The 21052-nt window shown below is 54.2% G+C and carries 21 protein-coding genes; 9 read left to right on the top strand and 12 right to left on the bottom strand.

Features of this window, described 5'->3' with window-relative positions; translation table 11 throughout:
• Positions 1–354 precede the first annotated feature (354 nt).
• The 3 genes from HNR65_RS11725 to HNR65_RS11715 all read left to right on the top strand — a co-directional run bounded on the left by HNR65_RS11725 (position 355) and on the right by HNR65_RS11715 (position 2744).
• Positions 355–792 carry a ferritin family protein gene (locus tag HNR65_RS11725; protein ID WP_181551694.1) on the top strand — a complete coding sequence of 146 codons (438 nt, stop codon included), beginning with the start codon at positions 355–357 and terminating at the stop codon, positions 790–792.
• Positions 793–904: 112 nt separating this feature from the next.
• Positions 905–1999, top strand: a complete 1095-nt coding sequence (locus tag HNR65_RS11720; protein WP_181551693.1) for a class I SAM-dependent methyltransferase — start codon at positions 905–907, stop codon at positions 1997–1999.
• Positions 1983–2744 carry a TatD family hydrolase gene (locus HNR65_RS11715; RefSeq protein ID WP_181551692.1) on the top strand — a complete coding sequence of 254 codons (762 nt, stop codon included), beginning with the start codon at positions 1983–1985 and terminating at the stop codon, positions 2742–2744. Before HNR65_RS11720 ends, HNR65_RS11715 begins: the two co-directional genes overlap by 17 nt.
• 12 nt (positions 2745–2756) lie before the next feature.
• Here HNR65_RS11715 and HNR65_RS11710 read toward each other — a convergent pair whose 3' ends face one another.
• The gene (locus HNR65_RS11710; protein ID WP_181551691.1) at positions 2757–2993 is read right to left on the bottom strand and encodes a 4Fe-4S binding protein; all 237 of its coding nucleotides are present in this window, start codon (positions 2991–2993) and stop codon (positions 2757–2759) included.
• A 330-nt stretch (positions 2994–3323) separates the two neighbouring features.
• Between HNR65_RS11710 and HNR65_RS11705 the strand changes: the two genes are divergently transcribed.
• From HNR65_RS11705 to HNR65_RS11695, 3 genes are all read left to right on the top strand, one after another.
• Positions 3324–6242 (top strand): hybrid sensor histidine kinase/response regulator, encoded by a 2919-nt coding sequence (locus HNR65_RS11705; protein WP_181551690.1) that lies wholly within the window; start codon positions 3324–3326, stop codon positions 6240–6242.
• Between the two features lie 65 nt (positions 6243–6307).
• On the top strand, positions 6308–7216 hold the full coding sequence (locus HNR65_RS11700; protein ID WP_181551689.1) for a sensor domain-containing diguanylate cyclase: 909 nt from the start codon (positions 6308–6310) through the stop codon (positions 7214–7216).
• 27 nt (positions 7217–7243) lie between these two features.
• Positions 7244–7732: a DUF3124 domain-containing protein gene (locus HNR65_RS11695; RefSeq protein WP_181551688.1), complete on the top strand. Its 489-nt coding sequence runs from the start codon at positions 7244–7246 to the stop codon at positions 7730–7732.
• A 36-nt stretch (positions 7733–7768) separates the two neighbouring features.
• On the opposite strand, the gene HNR65_RS11690 is transcribed toward HNR65_RS11695, so the two are convergent.
• From HNR65_RS11690 to HNR65_RS11665, 6 genes are all read right to left on the bottom strand, one after another.
• Positions 7769–8794, bottom strand: coding sequence for a potassium channel family protein (locus tag HNR65_RS11690; protein WP_232364754.1), 1026 nt, complete (start codon positions 8792–8794; stop codon positions 7769–7771).
• Positions 8795–9070: 276 nt separating this feature from the next.
• Positions 9071–9448: a hypothetical protein gene (locus HNR65_RS11685; protein ID WP_181551687.1), complete on the bottom strand. Its 378-nt coding sequence runs from the start codon at positions 9446–9448 to the stop codon at positions 9071–9073.
• A 2-nt stretch (positions 9449–9450) separates the two neighbouring features.
• Entirely contained in the window at positions 9451–10248 is a 798-nt protein-coding gene (locus HNR65_RS11680) for a dimethyl sulfoxide reductase anchor subunit family protein (RefSeq protein WP_181551686.1), read from the bottom strand.
• On the bottom strand, positions 10245–10811 hold the full coding sequence (locus tag HNR65_RS11675; protein WP_181551685.1) for a 4Fe-4S dicluster domain-containing protein: 567 nt from the start codon (positions 10809–10811) through the stop codon (positions 10245–10247). The genes HNR65_RS11680 and HNR65_RS11675 overlap by 4 nt, the downstream gene beginning before the upstream one ends.
• Positions 10812–10824: 13 nt before the next feature.
• Entirely contained in the window at positions 10825–13098 is a 2274-nt protein-coding gene (locus tag HNR65_RS11670; RefSeq protein WP_220128375.1) for a molybdopterin-dependent oxidoreductase, read from the bottom strand.
• The gene (locus HNR65_RS11665; protein WP_181551684.1) at positions 13091–13687 is read right to left on the bottom strand and encodes a TorD/DmsD family molecular chaperone; all 597 of its coding nucleotides are present in this window, start codon (positions 13685–13687) and stop codon (positions 13091–13093) included. The genes HNR65_RS11670 and HNR65_RS11665 overlap by 8 nt, the downstream gene beginning before the upstream one ends.
• A 655-nt stretch (positions 13688–14342) precedes the next feature.
• Between HNR65_RS11665 and HNR65_RS11660 the strand changes: the two genes are divergently transcribed.
• Positions 14343–15713 carry an AmpG family muropeptide MFS transporter gene (locus HNR65_RS11660; RefSeq protein WP_220128374.1) on the top strand — a complete coding sequence of 457 codons (1371 nt, stop codon included), beginning with the start codon at positions 14343–14345 and terminating at the stop codon, positions 15711–15713.
• A 63-nt stretch (positions 15714–15776) separates the two neighbouring features.
• Here the strand turns inward: HNR65_RS11660 and HNR65_RS11655 are convergent, their stop codons facing one another.
• Together HNR65_RS11655 and HNR65_RS11650 are read right to left on the bottom strand one after the other, a co-directional pair.
• Positions 15777–16376 (bottom strand): YceI family protein, encoded by a 600-nt coding sequence (locus HNR65_RS11655; protein ID WP_181551683.1) that lies wholly within the window; start codon positions 16374–16376, stop codon positions 15777–15779.
• A gap of 17 nt (positions 16377–16393) precedes the next feature.
• Positions 16394–16588 carry a ferredoxin gene (locus tag HNR65_RS11650; RefSeq protein ID WP_181551682.1) on the bottom strand — a complete coding sequence of 65 codons (195 nt, stop codon included), beginning with the start codon at positions 16586–16588 and terminating at the stop codon, positions 16394–16396.
• Positions 16589–16925: 337 nt separating this feature from the next.
• Here HNR65_RS11650 and HNR65_RS11645 point away from each other — a divergent pair, with 337 nt between their 5' ends.
• Together HNR65_RS11645 and HNR65_RS11640 are read left to right on the top strand one after the other, a co-directional pair.
• Positions 16926–17372, top strand: coding sequence for a DUF4168 domain-containing protein (locus HNR65_RS11645; RefSeq protein WP_181551681.1), 447 nt, complete (start codon positions 16926–16928; stop codon positions 17370–17372).
• 21 nt (positions 17373–17393) lie between these two features.
• On the top strand, positions 17394–17570 hold the full coding sequence (locus HNR65_RS11640; protein ID WP_181551680.1) for a hypothetical protein: 177 nt from the start codon (positions 17394–17396) through the stop codon (positions 17568–17570).
• Between the two features lie 98 nt (positions 17571–17668).
• On the opposite strand, the gene HNR65_RS11635 is transcribed toward HNR65_RS11640, so the two are convergent.
• The 3 genes from HNR65_RS11635 to epsC all read right to left on the bottom strand — a co-directional run bounded on the left by HNR65_RS11635 (position 17669) and on the right by epsC (position 21046).
• Positions 17669–18952: an O-acetylhomoserine aminocarboxypropyltransferase/cysteine synthase family protein gene (locus HNR65_RS11635; RefSeq protein WP_181551679.1), complete on the bottom strand. Its 1284-nt coding sequence runs from the start codon at positions 18950–18952 to the stop codon at positions 17669–17671.
• Between the two features lie 30 nt (positions 18953–18982).
• Entirely contained in the window at positions 18983–19915 is a 933-nt protein-coding gene (gene cysK, locus HNR65_RS11630) for a cysteine synthase A (RefSeq protein WP_181551678.1), read from the bottom strand.
• 159 nt (positions 19916–20074) lie between these two features.
• Entirely contained in the window at positions 20075–21046 is a 972-nt protein-coding gene (gene epsC / locus HNR65_RS11625; protein WP_181551677.1) for a serine O-acetyltransferase EpsC, read from the bottom strand.
• Positions 21047–21052: the final 6 nt, after the last annotated feature.

Raw genomic sequence — 21052 nt, 5'->3', positions numbered from 1 at the left:
TCAGTTGACAATAATTTATGCAAATTTCATTCTCAAGGAATTTTTTATCCTGAAAACGGATCAACGCACGGATGGGAACAAAATGCGCACCATACACAGCCAACCCCCAGCTTGACAGAAGCCCCTGATAGCTCTAAATTGAGTTCCCGGAGATTTTTTGCCAGACCGGTCAGGGCATTGGCATTGCCTTTTCCCAATACCCGGATTTTCAGCAATCCATAGGCCAGTTGGCCGACGCCAGGTACGGGCAAGCCCTGCTCAGCGAATTTCTGCCCTCTGCTGAAAACGAAAAACCGATGACAGAAAGGTATGTTTGATGCCACCTAAGTGCTATAGGAAGAAATGATGAATCACATGCAGTACAAACAAATCCTGGAAGATGCAATCCAGGGGGAAATTGATTCCAGGCAGTTTTATCAGGACGCTGCCGGCCGGATGCAGAACGAATTTTTAAAAGACCTGTTTACCCGGGAGGAAAAAAACCACGATGAGACTCTGAAAGGCTTTGTGGAGAACATTCCCGAAACCCTGCCCTTTGAAGAAAACCGGGACTACAGGATTGCCGCAACAGTTGACCGCCCCGAGGTCTCTGACAGGATGGGGCCTGCAGACGCCTTTGCCCTGGCCATGAAAAAGGAGCAGGAGGCCATGGACCAGTATAACGCCTTGGCAGACGGGTGCATAGACCCGGAACAGGCGCAGATGTTTGGCAGTCTTGCGGCCATGGAAAGAGAGCACAAATTCAAAATGGAACAGGCATTTGTGGATATCGGGTACCCGGAGGTATGGTAGCTGCCCGGAGTTGACGGGTTTGCCGGAGCGCCCAACACCTCTGCCTTGAATTTCCCGTGATGTTTTACACCAAACCCTTTCACCAAAAATCCAGTACCAACCAGGGAAAACAATGGACAATTTTAACCAGAAAATGGCCGACATCCTAAACTACGGGGCCCTGAACCTGGCCATGGCCATCGGATACAAAAACCGCATTTTTGACACCCTTGAAGACATGGACCGGCCGGCCACCGGAGCCGAAATCGCGGCCGCATCCGGGCTCGATGAGCGCTATCTCAAAGAATGGCTGGCCATCATGGTCACCGGCGAAATCATAACACCCGGGAAAAACGGAAAAGATGAAAACACCTATTATCTGCCCCCGGAGCACGCAAATTTTCTGACCCGCAAATCCGGCAACAACAACCTCGGGGTCTACACCCAGGAAATCCCCCTGCTCACATCATGTGCAATGGAATCGGTCATTGGCGGGTTTCAGACCGGCGAAGGCATTGCCTTTTCCCAATACCCGGATTTTCAGCAGTTCATGAGCCAACTGGCCGATGCCAAGCACGAACAGGTCTTGCTCAGCGAGTTTCTGCCCTCAATTGAAAACGGAGAACTGGTGGAAAAGCTCAAATCCGGCATCCGGGTGTGTGATATGGGCTGCGGCCATGGGGTTGCCTTAAACCTTATGGCCGAGGCATTTCCCAAAAGCCAATTTACAGGCATTGACAACCATGAACCGGCCCTGGCGACAGCCCGCAAAAACGCAGAAAAAAAGGGGCTTTCAAACCTTGTCTACAAAAACCGGGATGCAGCCGAAATCACCGGAGATCCGGAGTTTGACAAATGCTTTGACTACGTCTGTGCATTTGACGCCATCCACGACCAAAGCCATCCTCTGGAAGCGTTAAAAGGCATCCGCCACATGATGGCCCCGGGCGGGCTGTTTTCCATGGTGGACATCAAGGCCCGGACAAACCCGGCAGACAACATGGACCATCCCATGGGGCCGTTTTTGTACACCGTGAGCCTGATGCACTGCATGCCCGTGGGATTAAACGACAACGGCACGGGCCTGGGCATGATGTGGGGCCGGGAGCAGGCAGAAGCCATGCTCGCCCAAGCCGGATTTGAAGACGTGCGCGTAATGGGAATGGCCCATGACGGGTTTAACCTGCATTATCTCTGCAAGATCCCGAAAAATGCATCCCTTGATTGACACCCATACACATCTTTATGACAACAGCTTTGACGCAGACCGTGAGGCTGTTCTGCAAAGGGCGGCAGCCGCAGGGGTGGAAAAAATCATCACGGTCAGCGAAACCATGGATGATGCCCGCCGCAACCTGGAGCTCGCAGATCAGTACCCGGCCCTGCTGCCGGCGGCCGGGCTTTATCCGGCGCATACTGAACCCGAGGCGGCAGCGCAAATGCGCGCGTTTATCCGCGCCCACAGGGAAAAACTCGCGGCCATCGGCGAGGTGGGCCTGGATTTCCGGCTGGTGGAAGACCATGATAAAAGACAGGTACAACGGGAAATACTGGAAGCCTTTGTGGACCTGTCTCTGGAAACCGGACTTGTATTAAATGTGCATTCCCGGTCAGCCGGCCGCCACGCGGTGGAACTGCTGATGGACAAAAGGGCGAAAAAAGTCCAGCTCCATGCATTTGACGGCAAGTTTGGCGCAGCACAGCCCGCAGTGGAAGCCGGCTATTTTTTCTCTGTTCCGCCCTCGGTTGCCCGGTCCCGCCAGAAACAGAAACTGGTGCGCAACCTGCCGCTTTCCTGCCTGCTGATTGAAACCGACAGCCCGGTGCTGGGCCCGGACCCGCAAACCCGAAATGAACCCGCAAACGCCGCAATCGCCCTGAACCACATTGCGGAAATCAAAAACATTTCCCCCGAGGCGGCGGCAAAAGCCATATACGAAAACACCCGCCGCCTCTACAGCCCCTGGATTTAATTTTCCAACCCCTTAGGTGACCTGGCGGACGCCGATGGCATCCAGGGGGCAGGCCTCAATGCAGTCCCAGCAGCCCATGCACATGTCCTGGAAAATCATGGGCGGATAAAAAGGGCCGTCCAGCTGCTTGATGACCTTGTGGGTGCAGGCGCCCACAGCAGGACAGACCCCGTCTTCAGGGCTGCATTTCTCCGGCCGGCACAGATCGTAATTCACCATTGCAAACGTTTTTTTGGCCTGAATACCCATTTTATATATGGAAAATCCTTTTTGTCTTCTCGTTTATCCCAAACCGCGGATAAATACAAACGCCACTCACTGTTTTGCCAATGTAAACAATAAGGCTTCCAAACCATTTTTCAAACAAAGAATCCCCGAATCACAGGTCCAACTATATCTGCACTGCAATGATACAGGCAAGCACCAATCAACCCTGCCGGCCACAATCGCCATGCTATAGTTTTATTGCAATTTACTATATATTTTGGTAGTTATAGAAAATACGGAAACGCATAATGGATCCAAAAACAAGGGAATGTCAAAGGCTGTTTCCGCCGCCTCCTAATTTTTGGAGAAAACATGAAAAAACCAAAGAACAGCCAGGACAAAGTCCCCGGGCGATCAGAAACAACGCCGTTTCCAGACCCTGCCACCCTTCGGGAAAAAGCCGCACAAAAAGCAAAAAACATGAGCCTTCCGGATTTTGATTCAATGACTGCAGCTGAAATCCAGCAGGCATTTTATGAAACCCGGATCACGCAGATCGAAACCGAACTGGAAAACCGGCATTTGCGCAAAAGGCTTGACCAATATGCTGACCATGCGGAACTTTTTACTGCTATAACCGAAAACATTCTTGACCTGGTGGCTTTGACAGATCTGGAAGGAAACCTCAAGTTTGTGGGGAAATCCCATGAAATATTCGGGTATGATCCCAAATCCCTGGTCGGAAAAAATGTCATGGATTTCGTGCATCCTGATGATCTCCCACGGGTTCTGGATGCTTTCAAGGATCTTGTTGCATCCGGTGCTCCGCCCAGAACCGAGTATCGATGCAGACGCAAGGATGGCACCTATATCTGGATTGAAGCAAGGGGGACTTTATTAAAAGATGAAAACGGCCATCCGCACGAGATTTTGTTCAGTTCACGGGATATCACCCGGCGAAAAGGAGCTCTGCAGCGCTCTGAAAACTACTACCGCGCCATATTTGAAACATCCGGCGCGGCCATAATGATTATTGAGCAAGACAGCCGAATTTCTCATGCCAATTCCCGTTTTGAAAACCTGTTCGGTTATTCCAGGAAGGAGGCAGAGGGAAACAAGTGCTGGACTGAATTCGTGCATCCAAAGGATCTGGAAAAAATAAAAAAAAACCACGATTTGCGCCGGCAGGATCCCGGGGGCGCCCCGTCCGGCTATGAATTCCGTTTTTTTACCCGAAGCGGCGAACTGCGCCACGGCTACCTGACGGCCAACATGATTGCAGACACGACACAGAGCCTGGTTTCGATTGTTGACATCACTGATCTGAAAAAAGCAGAAGAGGCCATTGAAAACGAACGCAGCTATCTGTCCGCAGTAATCGACAATATCGGGGAGGCCATTGTCATCTGCGATGCAGAAGGCCGGATTTCACGCTTCAATAAAACGGCCCGGCGGCTCCACGGCCTTCCTGAACAGCCTGTTTTGCCGGAACAATGGGCCGAGCACTATGATCTATATCAGCAGGACGGCATCACGCCGCTGCCCAGGGAGGAAATCCCCCTGTTTCGGGCCCTGCAGGGCCTGCCTGTTATAAATGAGGAAATTGTGGTGGTGCCCAAAAACAGCCGGCCCTATTCCCTGGTTTGTAACGGCCAGGCGCTCACCAACGAACAGGGCGAGGTGGTTGGTGCAGTCGTTGGGATGCACGATATCACGGAACGCAAAAAATCCGAGGAGAAACTGCAGAAAAACGAGGCTTTTTTGAGAGCGGTTTTTGAAAGCATCCAGGATGGCATCAGCGTGTTAAACAACGATTTAACCATTCGTTACACCAACCCTGTAATGCAAAAATGGTATTCTCAGTCCGGGCCGCTTGAAGGGCAAAAATGCTATCAGGCCTATCATAACAGAGATAAACCCTGCCCGAATTGCCCCTCCCTGCGATGCCTTGAATCCGGCGGCGTTGAAATGGAGGTCATTCAAGGAGCGCCTTATGAAGATTCGCCATTGAAATGGGTGGAGCTGTTTTCTTTTCCCATCAAACAGGAAGGCGATGACAAGATCACCGGTCTTGTGGAATATGTAAGGGATATAACCGAACGAAAGCATGTGGAAAAAGAGCATGAAAAGCTGCAGGCCCAGCTTTATCAAGCGCAGAAGATGCAGTCCATTGGCCGCCTGGCCGGCGGCGTGGCCCATGATTTCAACAACAAGCTTTCCATCATTAACGGCTATGCCGAAATGGCGCTTGACACCCTTGAGACCTCAGATCCGATCTATGCCAATATCCGGGAAATTTATCGCGCCGGCCTGCATTCAGCCGATATTGTCAGACAATTGCTGGCGTTTGCCCGGAAACAGACAATCAGCCCCGTGCAAATTGATTTGAATGACACGGTTTCAAGCCTGCTGAAAATGCTGCAGCGTCTCATCGGCGAAAACATTGATCTTGCGTGGCATCCGGGAAACAATTTGTGGCCGGTCAAAATGGACCCTGCCCAGGTTGACCAGATTATGGCCAACCTTGCCGTCAACGCCCGGGATGCCATATTTGACGTGGGAAAAATGACAATAGAGACAAAAAATGTTGTTTTCGACCATGACGGCTGCAAAACTAATGCGGAATCCACTCCGGGCAATTATGTCCTGCTGGGGGTAAGCGACAACGGCTGCGGCATGGACAGGGATGTCCTTGACAAAGCCTTTGAACCTTTTTTTACAACCAAGGATATCGGGGAGGGATCCGGTCTGGGCCTGCCCACAGTTTACGGGATTGTCAAGCAGAATAGCGGGTTTATCAATATATACAGCGAACCCGGAGAGGGGACCACGGTCAAAATATACCTGCCCGGCCACACATCACCTGAATCTGTATCCGCGCCAGCACAAAAATCCGGAAAACAGACACCCACCGGCTCTGAAACCGTCCTGATAGTCGAAGATGAGCCGGCCATTCTGCAAATGGGCAAAGAGATGCTGACAAACCTGGGCTACACGGTCTTAACCGCGGCCCGGCCGGCTGCCGCATTAAGACTGGCCGAAGAATATGAGGGTGAAATCGAACTGCTCATCACTGATGTGGTGATGCCGGAAATGAACGGCCGGGATCTGGCCGCGCAGATTCATCTTCTGCAGCCGGAGATCAAAACCATCTACATTTCAGGCTATACCGAAGAAGCCATTGCCCATCGCGGAGTGCTGGACAATGGCGTGCAATTCATTCAAAAACCTTTTTCCATGCAGGATCTGGGATCAAAGGTGCGCGAGGCGCTCGCACAGCAGGAAACATAAGTCCCAAAAAAGACTTTGAAGGAATAACAACTTTTCACGGACGCGAAACCGGAAACAAATGACTTATGGATTCTGAAATTGAACTGCTCCGAGCAATGGTAAAAGCCCTGCCAGACCCGGTGTTTGTAATCACGGAAAGCGGGCATTACCTGGAAATCGCCGGCGGCAAGGACCCGGCGTATTATCATGACGGTGATGATTTAAAAGGCCTGTCTCTGTATAACGTGATGCCAAAAGACAAGGCAGACTGGTTTCTGGAGCAGATCCGGAAAACATTGGCGCAAAACCGGCTCAGGACAGTTCAATACACGCTTTCCCAAAAGGACGTCAAAGGCCTGGAAAAAGCCCCCGGGCCGGACGGGGATATTCATTTTGAAGGCCGGATCCAGCCGCTGCCCGTAACCCTTCAGGGCGAACGTACCGTGGTATGGTCGGCACGCAATATCACCTCCCAGCACGAACTGGAAATAAAGCTGCAGCGGATGAGTGAAACCGACGCCCTGACAGGCATTTTCAACCGGCGCAAGTTTCTTGAACAACTCAACAAGTGTTTTCGCAAATTCAAGCGGTATGACCGGCCGACAGCGCTGATCACATTTGACATTGATCATTTCAAGCGGATTAACGACAGCTTCGGCCACAGCACAGGGGATAAAGTGCTGTGCCGGCTTACGCAAAATTGCACGGCTCAGCTCCGGCAAGTCGATTCCCTCTACCGAATCGGCGGAGAAGAATTTGCCGTGCTCCTTCCGGAAACAAATGCAGAAAATGCATATCAGCAGGCAGAGCGGCTGCGGCAAATCTCAGAGCAATTAAGAATGGAAGACCGGGAATCAGCGGATAAAATCACCATCAGTGTGGGGATCAGTGAGTTTGCCGACACAGATGCCAGCATAGAAGATGTGATGAAACGGGCCGATGCCTGCCTCTATGAAGCCAAGAGAAACGGCCGCAACCGAGTGGTGGGCGGTTAAAAAAAATTTCAGGAGCAAAGAAAAATCATGAAAAATATCTGGATCGGCTTGATGTGGGTATTTGTGTTGTCTTTCCATCTGCTGGCCGCCCCCGGGCCGGCTGCAGCAGAAAAAAACGGCCTTTCACAGGGGCAGACCATCTATGTGCCGGCATATTCCCACATTTACAGCGGAGACAGGGAAAAGCCGTTTTTGCTCACTGTTACCTTAAGCATCCGAAACACCGATCCGAACCATGGGATTCAAGTCACCCAGGTGGACTATTACCAAACCCAGGGCAAGATTCTAAGAAAATATCTGGATACCCCCTTAACGCTTAAGCCCCTGGAATCGGTTCGCTATGTCGTGGCCCAGAGCGACAGCAGCGGCGGGTCAGGCGCCAATTTCATGGTTAAGTGGCAATCGGGAAAAAACACATCTGTCAATCCGCCCATCGCAGAGACCATCATGATCGGAACCCAGATCCAGCAAGGTGTTTCTTTTACCTCCCGCGGGCAGGTGATACACGAAAAATAAAAAGGGGTGGGTTGGCTTCCCAGGTTGGTTGCTGCATCATTGATAGACTTTTTTGGCCCCGTTGGGCTGGAGCTCTTTTTCCAGTTCCGCGAGGTTATCTGTTTTGCCCATGGCAATCACCGTATCCCCCGGCCGGATCAGGGTTTCATGGGAAGGATTGAACAACATCTCCCCATCCGGAGTTTTCACGGCAATGATGATCAGATTGTATTTTTGCCGGATCCCTGAGTCTTTGAGCATAACCCCGGCAAGCGGGGAACTTTCCTCCACCGGGATTTCATCCATCTGAATATCTTTTCGGTTATAGGTAAAAACCAGGTCCAGAAAACTGGTCACCGACGGCCGCAGCAGTCGCTGGGCCATACTCACCGCGCCGACTTCGTACGGCGATTCCACCCGGTTGGCACCTGCGGCAAAAAGTTTTGCCCTGGCCTTGACACTGCTGGCCCGGGCCAGGATGAAAATATCCGGGTTGAGCTGGCGGGCGGTCAGCACCAGAAACACGTTGTCCGTATCCGTTGCCAGGGCGGCAATCAGGACCCTGGCATGGGAAACTCCTGCCCGCAGCAAAATATCCTCCTCGGTGGCATCCCCGGATATATGCAGAATATTTTCAGATTCCATCTGCTCGATGCGGCTTTGCTCCTTTTCAATCACCACGGGCTCAATGCCGTGGGCCCGGAAGCTGTTGCACAGCACCAGGCCGATGCGGCCATATCCGCACACGATATAATGATCTGTCATTTGCTTGATTTTCTTGTCCAATACCCGCCTCCCGAAAATGGTCCGGATTTGCGTTTCCACCAGAAACTGCACCAGCGCACTGGTGACATACAGAAAAGACACGGCGCCCATGGCCACCAGAAATATGGTAAATACCCGGCCGGTGTAGCTCATGGTATGGACCTCGCCATAACCCACGGTGGTCATGGTGATAACGGTCATGTAGGTGGCATCCAGCAAACCCCAGCCTTCGATGATCATGTATCCGAAGGTCCCAAACAGCGTGGTGGCCACCAGCAGCCCAAGGGCAAAACGAAGATGTCTGGAGATGTCGGTCAAATGGTTTTCAACCTGTTTGGGTTGGAGACAATCGGTTATTAAATCTTGGAAGCTGTAAAATGTTAGTGTATATCAGACAATGTTGATTCACCAGAAAAAACCAATTGCCGCAAAAGCGGGTAAATCCGTTTTATAAAACATTCCAGCAGGTTTGGTCAACCGGTGGTTTTGGAAAAAATCATTGATGCGCACAATTTACGGTGCCATCAATTTTGACAAAAACAGCAATGTGATTCAGGTGCAAAGATGAAAATCAGAATCAAAATCATGTAGGAATTATTGAATGCGGAGGGTCACGGGTTGTTTGGCCACAGGCTGATACGCCACTCCGGCGCAACTGGACTTGCCCACGAGGCTGACCCGGATCATAAGCTTGTAAATACCGGCCTGATTGCATACAATCCGGATCCTGGGAAAGCCCGGGGTGATTTCCGGCATTTGCGGGGCGTCGACTACGTCTACCAGGGTGCTGACATGGTAGCCGGAAGCCGGTTCACGGGGATTGAGAACAACGGTGAAATATATGGACTCACCTGTTTTTCCCTGCTGTTCCGGCTCTTTGATTTCCGCCGTATAGCCGGAAAGACCGGCTGCCCCCAAGGGCGCAGCCAGCCCGCTTATTAAAACAGCAAGTATAAAAATCCGGCACATCATTTCTAGTAAATACCGCCCATATTTGCCGACGCATGCACAGCAAGAGAAAAAAAGGCAATGCGCCCAATGAGTTCTCCGGCCAGAACAAGAACCGGCACCCAGGCCGGAACTGTTCTCATTCTCCATATCGCTATAAGCGGCACAACAAGACCCACAACGATCCTGGCCCAGTACAGCGGCGAGAAAATGTAGTTCAGGCCGGTCTGGCGCATCACCGTGCCGCCCGAAAGCCAGAGAAACGGTACCACCAGGTAAACCACGAGCCCGACAATGAGGCTTACGGCCAGAATCCGGGTTATCATGGGCATTTTTTCTGCAGGCGTGAAATACGAGGCAAAGCCCGCACCCACCATGGCTGCGGTGAGCAGGAAAAACACAAAAGGCATGACATTGTTTAGCGCGGGAAAACCCGGCGGCGAATAGGTCATGCCCGTAAAAAACAGGGCGATCAGCCCGACGGCGGCTGCGGCAAATGACAGGCCGGCATTGACCCTGCCCCTGGCGCTTAGAAACCCCACGATCACCAGGGCCGTGAACACCCCGATCCCCAGGGCCTCCCTGGAAAGCCAGGCATTGCCCAGGTGCTTGATCGCCATGGGCGCACCCAGGGGATGGCCCAGGTGAAACAATGATGCCACAAGCCCTGCGATGAGCAAAAGCACGGCTGTCATCCACTCCGGCCGGACACTGCCGGCCGGGCCATCTGCGGCGTGCTGGCGTATGGCGCTGATGGCCACAAGGCCCACTGCGGTCTGGCTCAAAACCGTAAATATGACCAGGGGCATTTCCATCTGGCTCATAATTTCCTCCTTATCATTTTGGGCATGGCCGGCAGGCGGAACCGCACGGACGGATTCAGGGAAGGATAACGCGGAAATCCGGCCGGGTACTGCACCGCGTTTGCCTCGTCGAATTCTGCAAGGTCCACGATCTGCAGCGCTTCGGTGGGGCAGCTCAAAACGCATGCCGGCTTTCGGTCGTCATCGAGCCGCTGCCAGCAGAAGCTGCATTTTTCCGCTCTTTTGAGCACCGGGTTATAACGCGGGGCACCATAGGGACAGGAACGGATACAGTTGCCGCAGCCGATGCATTTGTCCTGCTCGTGGACAACCACGCCGTCGGCCTCGCGCTTGTAATAGGCCACAACCGGGCAGACGTTAAGGCACGTGGGGTTTTCGCAGTGATTGCAGGCCAGGGAATAAAACGCCCGCTCCCGGTGGGGGTAGATCTCTTCCTTGAGTTCGTAAACATCGCGCCAGATCACGCCGCTTTCCTGGTGGTACTGGTTCTTGCAGGCCATGGCGCAGGTAAAGCAGCCGATGCAGCGTTTGGCGTCAATATAGAATGCAAGCTGTTTTTTCATGCTCTATGCCTCCTTATACCTTTTCCACATCTGCGAACTGATCGTGTATGGCCACACCGGGTGCGCCGGTCTTGTATTTGCCCATATCCGATGAGGTGTCGTCCACCACGTTCTGGCAGTTGTAGGCATTGTTTCGAAACCAGGCCTCATACATCATGACCACGTCTGCGGGCACATTTTGCGTAAGTTTGACCTCGAGTTCCACCTCCCCGACCTTGTTGAAAACCCGGACCTGATCACCGTCTGTGATTCCCCGCTCACTGGCAGCCGTGGGATGCAGGTAGCAGTAAGGTTTTTTGTTAAACTCCTCCATCCAGTCAATGTTGATAAACTGGGAATGAATGCCGAACTTGGTGTGTGGGGTCAGCAGCCGGAGCTTGTCATAGGGTTTTCTGGCCGCCTTGAACTTTGGCAGGGCCTGGTGGCCGTGTTGTGCGCAGAGATCGGACCTGAATTCGTATTTTTTCGAAGGCGTGCCGAATTCCAGGTCATGCCAGGATGCCGGATGCATTTTGGCCTTGGCCGGGCCCTTTTTCAGGTCCTGCCAGGAATCGATGCCAAACAGGTCGTAAATGTCCTGGTTAAACTCCTTGATCATCCACTGCCGGGTATCGACTTCCGTGGGGAAAGTGCAGGAGCCGGGCTTGAGTTTGTTCATGCGTGCGGAAAGCGCGGCCGCGATCTCGGTGTTGGACTTGGCCTCATACATGGGTTTTATGCCCTGCTCGTTGACAGACAGCCAGTAATGCCAGTAGCTTGCGTTGATGGTGGATTCCTCAAACAACGTGGTCACCGGCAGCACGATATCCGAGAGTTCCACTGTCTGGGTGAAAAACTGCTCCACACTGACGATGAGTTCGGGCTTCTTGAAGGCTTCGAGCATCCTGGGCCGGTCAAAGTCCTGGGAAAGCACGTTCTTGCACGAAATCCAGAGAACCCGGATGGGCGGATCATCGGCTGTCAGAAGCATCTCCGCGGTCTTGTTGATGTTCAATGCCCGATCCGTGTATTCAGCCTCTTCATCGCCGGAAAAGTCAAAGTCGCCCTTGGGGCCTTTGCCGCCCAGAAACCCCTTTGCGCCCTCGGGGCGCTTCTGGAGCAGGGCGTGGTAGTTAAAGCCCCAGGTGCGCATATGGCCGTAACGGGCACCGCCGCCGGTCTTGCCGACGTTTCCGGTCATTGCGGCCAGCGCGTCAATGGAGCGCACCGTGGCCCCGCCGTTGACATGGCGCTGCAGGCCGTAGCCGATCCATATGGTGGCCGGCTTTGCCGCGGCAAACTCCTCTGCAACCTCAACAATCTGCTGCTGCGGAATGCCGGATTTTTCCGAGGCCCACTGCACAGTGATCTCATTTCGCAGATAGTCGGCAAACTCGTTAAACCCCACGGAATTTTCCTCAACCCAGGCTTTGTCAAAAAGCCCCTTGTCCAGGATGTGCCTGGCCATGCCCAAAGCCAGGGCGCCGTCCATGGAGGTGTCAACCTGCCAGTAAACATCGGCCTTGGCCGCGGTCTGAGTGAACACCGGGTCGATGCAGACCACCTTGGCGCCCCGGTCCTGTGCCGCGTAAATGTATTTCATGGTGTGCACGGAATTCCAGGCCGGATTGGCGCCCCACAGGATAATATAGCGCGAGTTGACCATGTCCTCCGGATCATTGCACCACATGTCGCCCAGGTCGTAATTCTGGGCGTCAATACCCGCGGGCCAGCACGGTGTTCCCACAAGGCGTGTTGTGTAGCCAAGCGAGGTCATCATGCCCTCCACTGCGTAGTTGGTGATCCCGAAGTTGCCGGAATACTTGGTCAGGCCCAGGCCGAGCATGGAGTCGTCCTTGTCATTGATCTCCACGAGCTTTTTGGCGATCATGTCCATGGCCTCGTCCCAGGAAATGCGCCGCCAGTTGCCCGAGCCCCGCCCGTCCTGGATCATGGGGTACTTGATCCGGTCCGGGCTGTAGGGCCGGCGCGTGTAGGCATAGCCCTTGACGCACAGGCCGCCGTCGGTAAAGGTCGATTCCTTGGCGCCTTCGATAAACTGCAGCACGCCGTCTTTTACATAGCTTTTAATGGAGCAGGTGTCATAGCAGTTGCGCGGGCAGGCGTTGCGGTATATTTCATAGTCGCCCTCATAGATGATTTTCCCGGCTTTGGCGTCAAAAGACCTCAGCAGGCCGCCCGGCATTGCTGCCAGCGCGCCCGCGGCAGCCAGGCACCGGAGAAATTTCCTGCGCGACATGGGACATCCGATGGCCTGTTTTACGCTTTCTGCATCCCGTTTATCCATTCCATCCTCCCTGTTTCAGGTGTTGATTTCTCTGCGCATTGATAAGCACGGCCTGGTCATCCACCCATTGGCCGGCAAGCTTTGCGGCCCGGACAATGGCCGGATGCGCGGACTCTGCCTGGCTGACACGTTTGACAAATGCGGGTATCCAGGCGGCCATGTGCCGGCACACGAAAAATTGCCGCAGCTCATCGAGTTCGGCGGACCCGCCCTGCTGCGCGGCATTTTCCATGACCAAAGCCGCATCCAGCTCCAGACTGACATGATCTTCCGGCAGCGCATTTTTCCAGGGCGAAACCAGACCCATCATTTCATAGACCGATCGGACCATCATGGTGGTGGGCCCCATGACAAGCGGTTCGGTTTCCAGGTACACCGAGGCAAAGGGCGGGGCCTCCAGTGATTTTGGCCCCACAAACAGTCGGGTAAACGCATATTCAACCTGTCGCCAGTCGTTGACCCGGGGCAGGGGGTTTTGCAGGGCTTCACTGATTTGCAGGTATGCGCGCTTGTGCCCGGAGGCATCAGCAGAGATGAAAAAATCCCGCAGGGCCGGGCCAAGAGGGTTTGTGATCGGGTCAGGGTTCATTTGTGTTCCGTGATTAAAGATTGATTGCCTTATAAAAGTTTAACCATTGCCGGTGAAACAGCAAGGAGAAACCCGGCCCTTGCATGGACCACCAAGCCCCCATTGACATGGAATCAGGACTTGTCGTAAGCTGACAAATCCACACCATAGAGATTGGGGCCGGCCATAGCTGTTAGTGCTTGGTTCTGTATTTTTCGCATGATGCCGACCCGGGGGTGCTTTGCTCCCTGCTGACCGCTTGCGCGCTCAATGCGACTCGCAAACCACCCCCGGGCCGGCATCATGGCTGACTGTGTGCAAATTTTCACACCAAAGAAGCCCGGAGCAACATATCTAATTCTTCAAAGTAACTTCAGGGAAAGTTACTGTTATAGCTCGGTCCCGGGCGGCAGCCCGGGTGAAACACTTCCAAGGAAGTTCAAGGGCGGGGTCTGCTTTTGAAGCGACATTGAGCGTTTTTGCGTGAAGACTTAAACTGTTGGAAAAAAGCAGGGCGAATTTGCAAATTTTAAGCAAAGGCATTTGATGAATCCGCAAAAACGATCAGGAGCAAAAAAGCTGACGCCGACCGCAGGGCTTTCTTCCTGCAACAACAGCGGACGCGGTAAAAAGCTTTTTACGAAACCATCATAATCAACCAAGAGATAAAACCGTCTTGACACAGGATTTTCCAAATTCTGGCGCACCTTACCGCGGCTGGCGGGTATACCTGCATCCGCGGGTGACGGGAATGCTGTTTCTCGGGTTTTCAGCAGGCCTGCCCCTGCTGCTGGTGGGCGGCACGTTTACCGCCTGGCTGCGGGATCTGGGCGTGGAACTGGCAGCCATCGGGTTTCTTTCCTGGGTGGGCATCGCCCATTCCATAAAGGTTTTCTGGGCCCCTGTGGTGGATCGCGCCCCCCTGCCCTGGCTGACCCGGGTACTGGGCCGCCGCAGGGCCTGGATGCTGGCGGCGCAAACAGCCGTGGGTTTGTCTTTTCTGGGCATGGCGGCCGCCGATCCCGTGGATCAGCTTTGGCTGGTGGCCGTCTGGGCAGTGATTGCCGCGCTGGGATCAGCCACCCAGGACGTTGCTGTTGACGCCTACCGGGTGGAAGCCGTGGCCAGGCATCTGCAGGCGGCCATGGCTGCGGCTTATGTCACCGGCTACCGAATCGCCCTGCTTGTGGCCGGGGCCGGGGTGCTCCATATTGCAGCCGTGGGAAGCTGGTCACTGGCATATGGCGTCATGGGGGTATTGATGGCCGTGGGCATCATCACCACCCTGCTCACGGGAGAGCCAGAGGTCAATATCAACGGCAAAACCCGGGAACTGGAGGAAACCGTCATCCGCTACCTGGAAACCACCCGGCATACCGGGATCCGGCGGCGGGTGACCGCGTGGCTCATCAGCGCCGTGATCTGCCCGTTTGCCGATTTTTTCAAGCGCTACGGCAAGGCGTCTTTGGCCATACTGGTTTTTGTGGCCCTGTTCCGCATCAGTGACATTTTTATGGGGGTCATGGCCAATCCCTTTTACCTGGATCTCGGATTTGACAAAACCCAGATCGCAAACGTGGCAGCCGCATTCGGCCTGGCCATGACCCTTTTGGGCGCGGCCGCGGGCGGCCTTTTGACCGCGCGCTCTGGCATTGCGGTCATGCTTTTGTTTACCGCGTTCATGGCCCCGGCCACCAACCTGCTCTTTGCCTGGCTGGCCGTCACCGGCCCGGAGATCCATGGGCTGGCCGTTGCCATTATTGCCGACAACATCACCGGCGGACTGGCCATTTCAGTGTTTCTGGCCTATCTGTCCAGCCTGACCAACAGCGCCTACACCGCCACCCAGTACGCCCTGCTCAGCTCATTGATGACCCTTCCGGGTCAATTTGCCGGGGGATTTACCGGTGTGCTGGCACAGCACACCGGCTGGGCCGGCTTTTTTCTGATCACCGCTGTCATGGGTATTCCGGCCATTGTCCTGGCACTGGTGCTGATAAAAATCGCCCATCCGGATCGCAGGCCCAGACCGGGCATGGGGGATTGACCAGATCATTGCCGACCGGCAGCCCGCACACCGAATCATACAGGGTGTTGCAGCATCCATGACCTACTTGTCCCGCAGCAGTTCAAGGGCCACCAGTACCCGGACCTGTTTTTCCACAACCCCCATTTCGGCAAAGCGGCCGTCGCCGACATTGTAGTCAAGGCGATTGATGGTAAATTCCGCCTCAAATCCGGCCACTTCCTGGCCCTTTTCCATGGGGTTGTCCTGTTTGCCCAGGAAGGTGAACGGAATTTCCACCTGCCGGGTCACATCACGCACGGTGAGATCGCCTTCCATGATGTAGCGATTGTCCTCCATGTGCCGGATATCAGTGCTCGAAAAGGTCATCTCCGGATATTGGCCGGCGGCGAAAAAATCATCGGAACGCAGGTGATTGTCGCGCTTGGCGATACCGGTATTAATGGTGTCCACCTTGACAGTGAAATCAACACTGCCGGCTGTGATATTGTCGGGATCAAAATCCACGGTTCCGGTAAATCCCTTAAACTGCCCCCGCACCGTTGCCAGGGTGTGGCGGGTATCGAAATAAATGCTGGAATGGTCGGTGTCGATGCGCCAGTTTTCTGCCTGCGCAGAAACAGTGCCGGCCACTAACAACACCAAACAGAAAATCAGCGCGGATAAACGAAAACGGATGTTCATGATTTGCCTCCTTTTGTTTATTCTTCGACCACAATGGCCCCGGGGGCGCATTCCTCGGCCGCCTGCCGGACCCGGTCGGCGTATTCGGCCGGAACCTCGCTGACGGTTACCCGGGCCAGCATCTGATCATTATCGTATTCAAACACCTCCGGGCATACCTTGCTGCAGTTGCCGTCTCCCATGCAAAGATCATAATCAATCTGTACCTTCATTTTTTTTCTCCTTCCCCATCTGACAGATGCTTTTGATATATGTATCCGGTCGCCAACAGATCCGGTAAAACAATAACCTCACAACCCGGTTTTGTCCAATCCGGGGCGGTGTGCACATGACAGACATGAACATGTGACACGTTGACACACATTTCAGGCCAATTCAGCACGCCTGAAAGAAAAAGAAAAATTCATTCTTTTCAGACAATTGTTCTCCAATTGGATGCCTGCGAAAAAAATTGGCACAGCTTCTGCAATTCTCACGGCGAAACATTGCGAACCTGGAAATTGGACTCCATCGCAATTCTAAATCCAAGAAACAAGGAGGTATGCAACAATGCAAACCCGAAAAATGACTTCCAAAACCCGTCTCTTTAAAATCCTGTGTCCCCTGCTCATCGGGTGTTTCACTCTGGCAATCGCTCCGGCCATGGCCCAGCAGGACGGCGGCAGCGGCTACGGCGGGCAGCAGGGTCAGCAGCAGAATCAGCAGGGCCAGCAGCAGTATGGTCAGCAGACCCGGCAGAAGGCGGATTTTGAAGACAAGACCATTGAAAAATTCGCCAAGGCCCATAAGGAAGTGCGCGATCTGCAGGAAGATTACTCCTCTGAACTACAGAACGCCGATGATGAAAACCAGGCACGGGATCTGCAGAGCAAGTATCGGGAAAAAATCATGAGCGTGATCGAGGAAAATGATCTCGGCGTGGAAAAATACAATGAAATCAGCATGGCCATGCAGCGCGATTCCGACCTGCGGGAAAAAGTCGAAGATAAGATGTAACTTGAACAAAGGAGGCAGAGCATGAAGAAATACATTACCCTTGTTCTCCTGGTGCTCTTTACCCTGGGTTTCAGCCTTGGCTGTGAGGCACCACCCGAAGACCCTGCCCAGCAGCAACAGCAGCAACCGGGTCAGCAGCCGGGTGACGGCGGTCAACGGCCCGGCCAGCAGCCCGATGGTGAAGAGGAATCTTTCTAAACCAGGAGCTGTTTCATCATCATTTCCCCCTCCGAAACCGGGTTCCGGGTGTCTGCTGACACCCGGAACCCGGTTTTTTCTGCGTCTTTTAACCCAAATTAAGCGTGCAGGGCCTGATCCAGATCCGCGGCAATATCATCAATGTGCTCGATTCCCACCGACAGGCGGATCATGTCCGGGCTGACCCCGGCTTCAATCTGCTGGGCATCGGTTAACTGGGAATGGGTGGTGCTGGCCGGATGCAGGGCCAGGCTCTTGGCATCGCCCACATTGGCCAGATGGGAAAACAATTTCAGGCTGTCGATAAACCGCTTTCCCGCATCCCTTCCGCCCTTGATGCCGAATACCACCATGGCGCCGAATCCGTTTGCCAGGTAGCGTGAGGCCACCGGATATGCGGGATCATCTGCAAGGCCCGGATAGCGCACCCAGCCCACCTGCGGATGCGTCTTTAAAAATTGGGCCACGGCCATGGCGTTTTCGCAGTGCCGCTGCATGCGAAGGGGCAGAGTCTCCATGCCCTGGAGAAAAATCCAGGCGTTGTCGGGCGAAATACAGGCCCCCAGGTTGCGAAGGGCCACCAGCCGCATGCGCATGACAAAGGCAATGGGATTGTTCTCCCCCAGATCAGAGGCAAACCGCAAATTGAAATTGCTTGGATCCGGGGTGTTAAACATCTCAAACTTGGGATCTGTCCAGTCAAAATTGGCCCCGTCGATCACCACACCCCCGATGCCCGTGCCGTGGCCGCCGATCCATTTGGTGGCCGAATTGACCACCACATTGGCCCCGTGCTCAATGGGACGCAGCAGATACGGCGTGGTAAAGGTATTGTCAATGATCAGCGGCATGTGGTGTTTTTCGGCGATTTTGGCCACAGCTTCGATGTCTGTGAACTCCAGGGCGGGATTGCCGATGGTTTCGGCAAACAGGGCCCGGGTGTTTTCATTAATGGCCGCTTCAAAACTCTCCGGGCTGCGGGCATCCGCAAACCGGGTGCGGATGCCCATCTGGGGCAGAATGCTGTCAAACATGGTGTAGGTGCCGCCGTAGAGATTGTTGGCGGAAACAATCTCCTGTCCGGCCGAGCAGATATTGATAATGGAATAAAAAATTGCAGACGTGCCCGAGGCCAGGGCCAGGGCCGCGCCCCCGGCTTCCATGGCGGCCATGCGCTTTTCCATGACATCCTGGGTAGGGTTCATGATGCGCGTGTAAATATTGCCCGGCTCCTGGTAGGAAAACAGCCGGGCCGCATGATCCGAGTTTTCAAACACATACGAGGTGGTCCGGTGTACGGGAACCGCCCGGGCCCCCGTGGCCGGGTCCGGCACCTGGCCGGCATGCAGGCAGATGGTTTCAAAACGTTTCTGGTCAGACATATCCCCTCTTTTGGGCTTTTTCGGATTTATTTACAAAAACAGGGCAGTGCTGATATAGCGTTCGCCTGTGCTGGGCAGGATGGTAACAATGCGCTTTTTGGCAAACTCCGGCCGCCCGGCCAGCTCCAAAGCCACCCATGCCGCTGCCCCGGAGGAAATCCCGCAAAGGATGCCTTCCCGACTGGCAAGGGCTCTGGCTGTTTCAAAGGCCTGATCGTTTGTCACCGTGATTACCTCGTTGATCAGGGACTGGTCAAGAATTTCCGGGACAAAGCCGGCACCGATGCCCTGAATCTTGTGGGAGCCCGAAGCCCCGCCGGAAAGCACCGGCGAGTCGGCCGGCTCCACGGCCACGGCATAAAATTGCGGATTTCTTTGCTTTAACAACCCTGCCACGCCTGTGATCGTGCCGCCTGTGCCCACGCCGGCCACCAGGACATCCACCTGACCGCCCGTGTCGTGCCAGATTTCTTCTGCGGTTGTTTTGCGGTGGATTTCCGGGTTGGCCGGGTTGGAAAACTGATCGGGCATAAAGGCATTTTCATAGGTGGCCACCATTTCCCTGGCCGCCTGAATGGCGCCTTTCATGCCGTATTCCGCCTGGGTGAGCACCAGTTCCGCTCCCAGGTGGGAAAGCAGCTTGCGCCGCTCGATGCTCATGGTCTCGGGCATGGTCAGACACAGCCGGTAGCCCCGAACCGCGCATACAAAGGCAAGGGCAATGCCGGTGTTGCCGCTGGTGGGCTCCACAATCAGTGATCCCGGCCCGATTTTTCCCTCTCGTGCGGCCGCATCCAGCATGGCCGCTCCAATCCGGTCCTTCACACTTCCCAGGGGGTTGAAAAATTCAAGCTTGGCATAGACTTCAGCCCCGGCAGATGCCGGGCCGGATTCAGATAAGCTATTTAGCCGCACCAGGGGCGTGTTTCCCATGGTCTCGGAGATATCGGCAAACAGGGGCATTTTTTGTGCCTCTTTTATGACATCAAACCCTCATGGAATCCCAAAAAGTCCTAAAACTGATGGAATCGTCAAAAAACAAAGAAACACTTCTTGATTTTACTTAACACTTAATCACTTAAAACTTAACACTGCCTGTAAAAAAGACTTTTTACAGGCTCATCAAACCCTTAGCGGGTTTTTCCGGTAAATCAGGCGCGGCGATTCCAGAAGCACCGTGGTGTCGGCGGGAACCGGCTCGGTGATCCAGACATTGCCGCCGATCACTGAACGGGCGCCGATAATGGTGTCTCCGCCCAGGATCGTGGCCCCGGAATAAATGACCACGTCGTTTTCAATGGTGGGATGGCGCTTGGTTTCCCGCATTTCATCGGCCTTGCTGCGGGGCACGGAAAGGGCCCCGATGGTAACCCCCTGGTAAATGCGCACGTTATCGCCGATCCGGGCGGTTTCGCCCACCACAACACCGGTGCCGTGATCAATGGTGAAGCTTTCACCGATGACCGCGCCCGGATGAATGTCAATGCCGGTGATCCTGTGGGAATGCTCGGTCATGATCCTGGGAACCAGGGGAACAGACAGGGCATGGAGCCGATGGGCAATGCGGTAGACCATGATGGCAAACATGCCCGGATAGCTGAAAATGATCTCATCGTAGCTCTTGGCAGCCGGGTCACCCTTGTATGCCGCGACAACATCCTTTGCCAGCTGATGCTGCAGATCCGGAACGGATTGGAGAAACGCCAGGGCGGCTTCATATCCGCGCTTCCGGCAGTCGCTGCATTCCAGGTCAAACTTGAAGCATTCATAGCGAACAGCCCGGGTAATCTGCTCGGCCAACATGTCATATAACAGGGTCACCTGCCGGCCCATGTTGTATTTGAGATTCACTGGATCGATTTTTTCCCGGCTGAAAAAACCGGGAAACAGCATTTCCCGAAGATTCTGAAGGATATCAATGACTTCTGCCTCAGAAGGAGCAGGCTCGTAATCGATATGGGTATAAGACTGCTCCTCGCCGCAGCCCGCAAGGATGTCCTCCACCACCCCGGGCAGTTTTTGTCTGTATCCGGAGTAGTCGCGTACCTCGTCCTTGCAGGTCATAGCTTTGGGATGCCGGGTATCACTTTCCATTATCTG

Origin of the sequence: Desulfosalsimonas propionicica (assembly GCF_013761005.1) — a bacterium.
Lineage (GTDB): Bacteria > Desulfobacterota > Desulfobacteria > Desulfobacterales > Desulfosalsimonadaceae > Desulfosalsimonas > Desulfosalsimonas propionicica.
The sequence above is the reverse complement of the archived record's forward strand: the minus strand, read 5'-3'. Positions and strand labels throughout refer to the sequence as shown.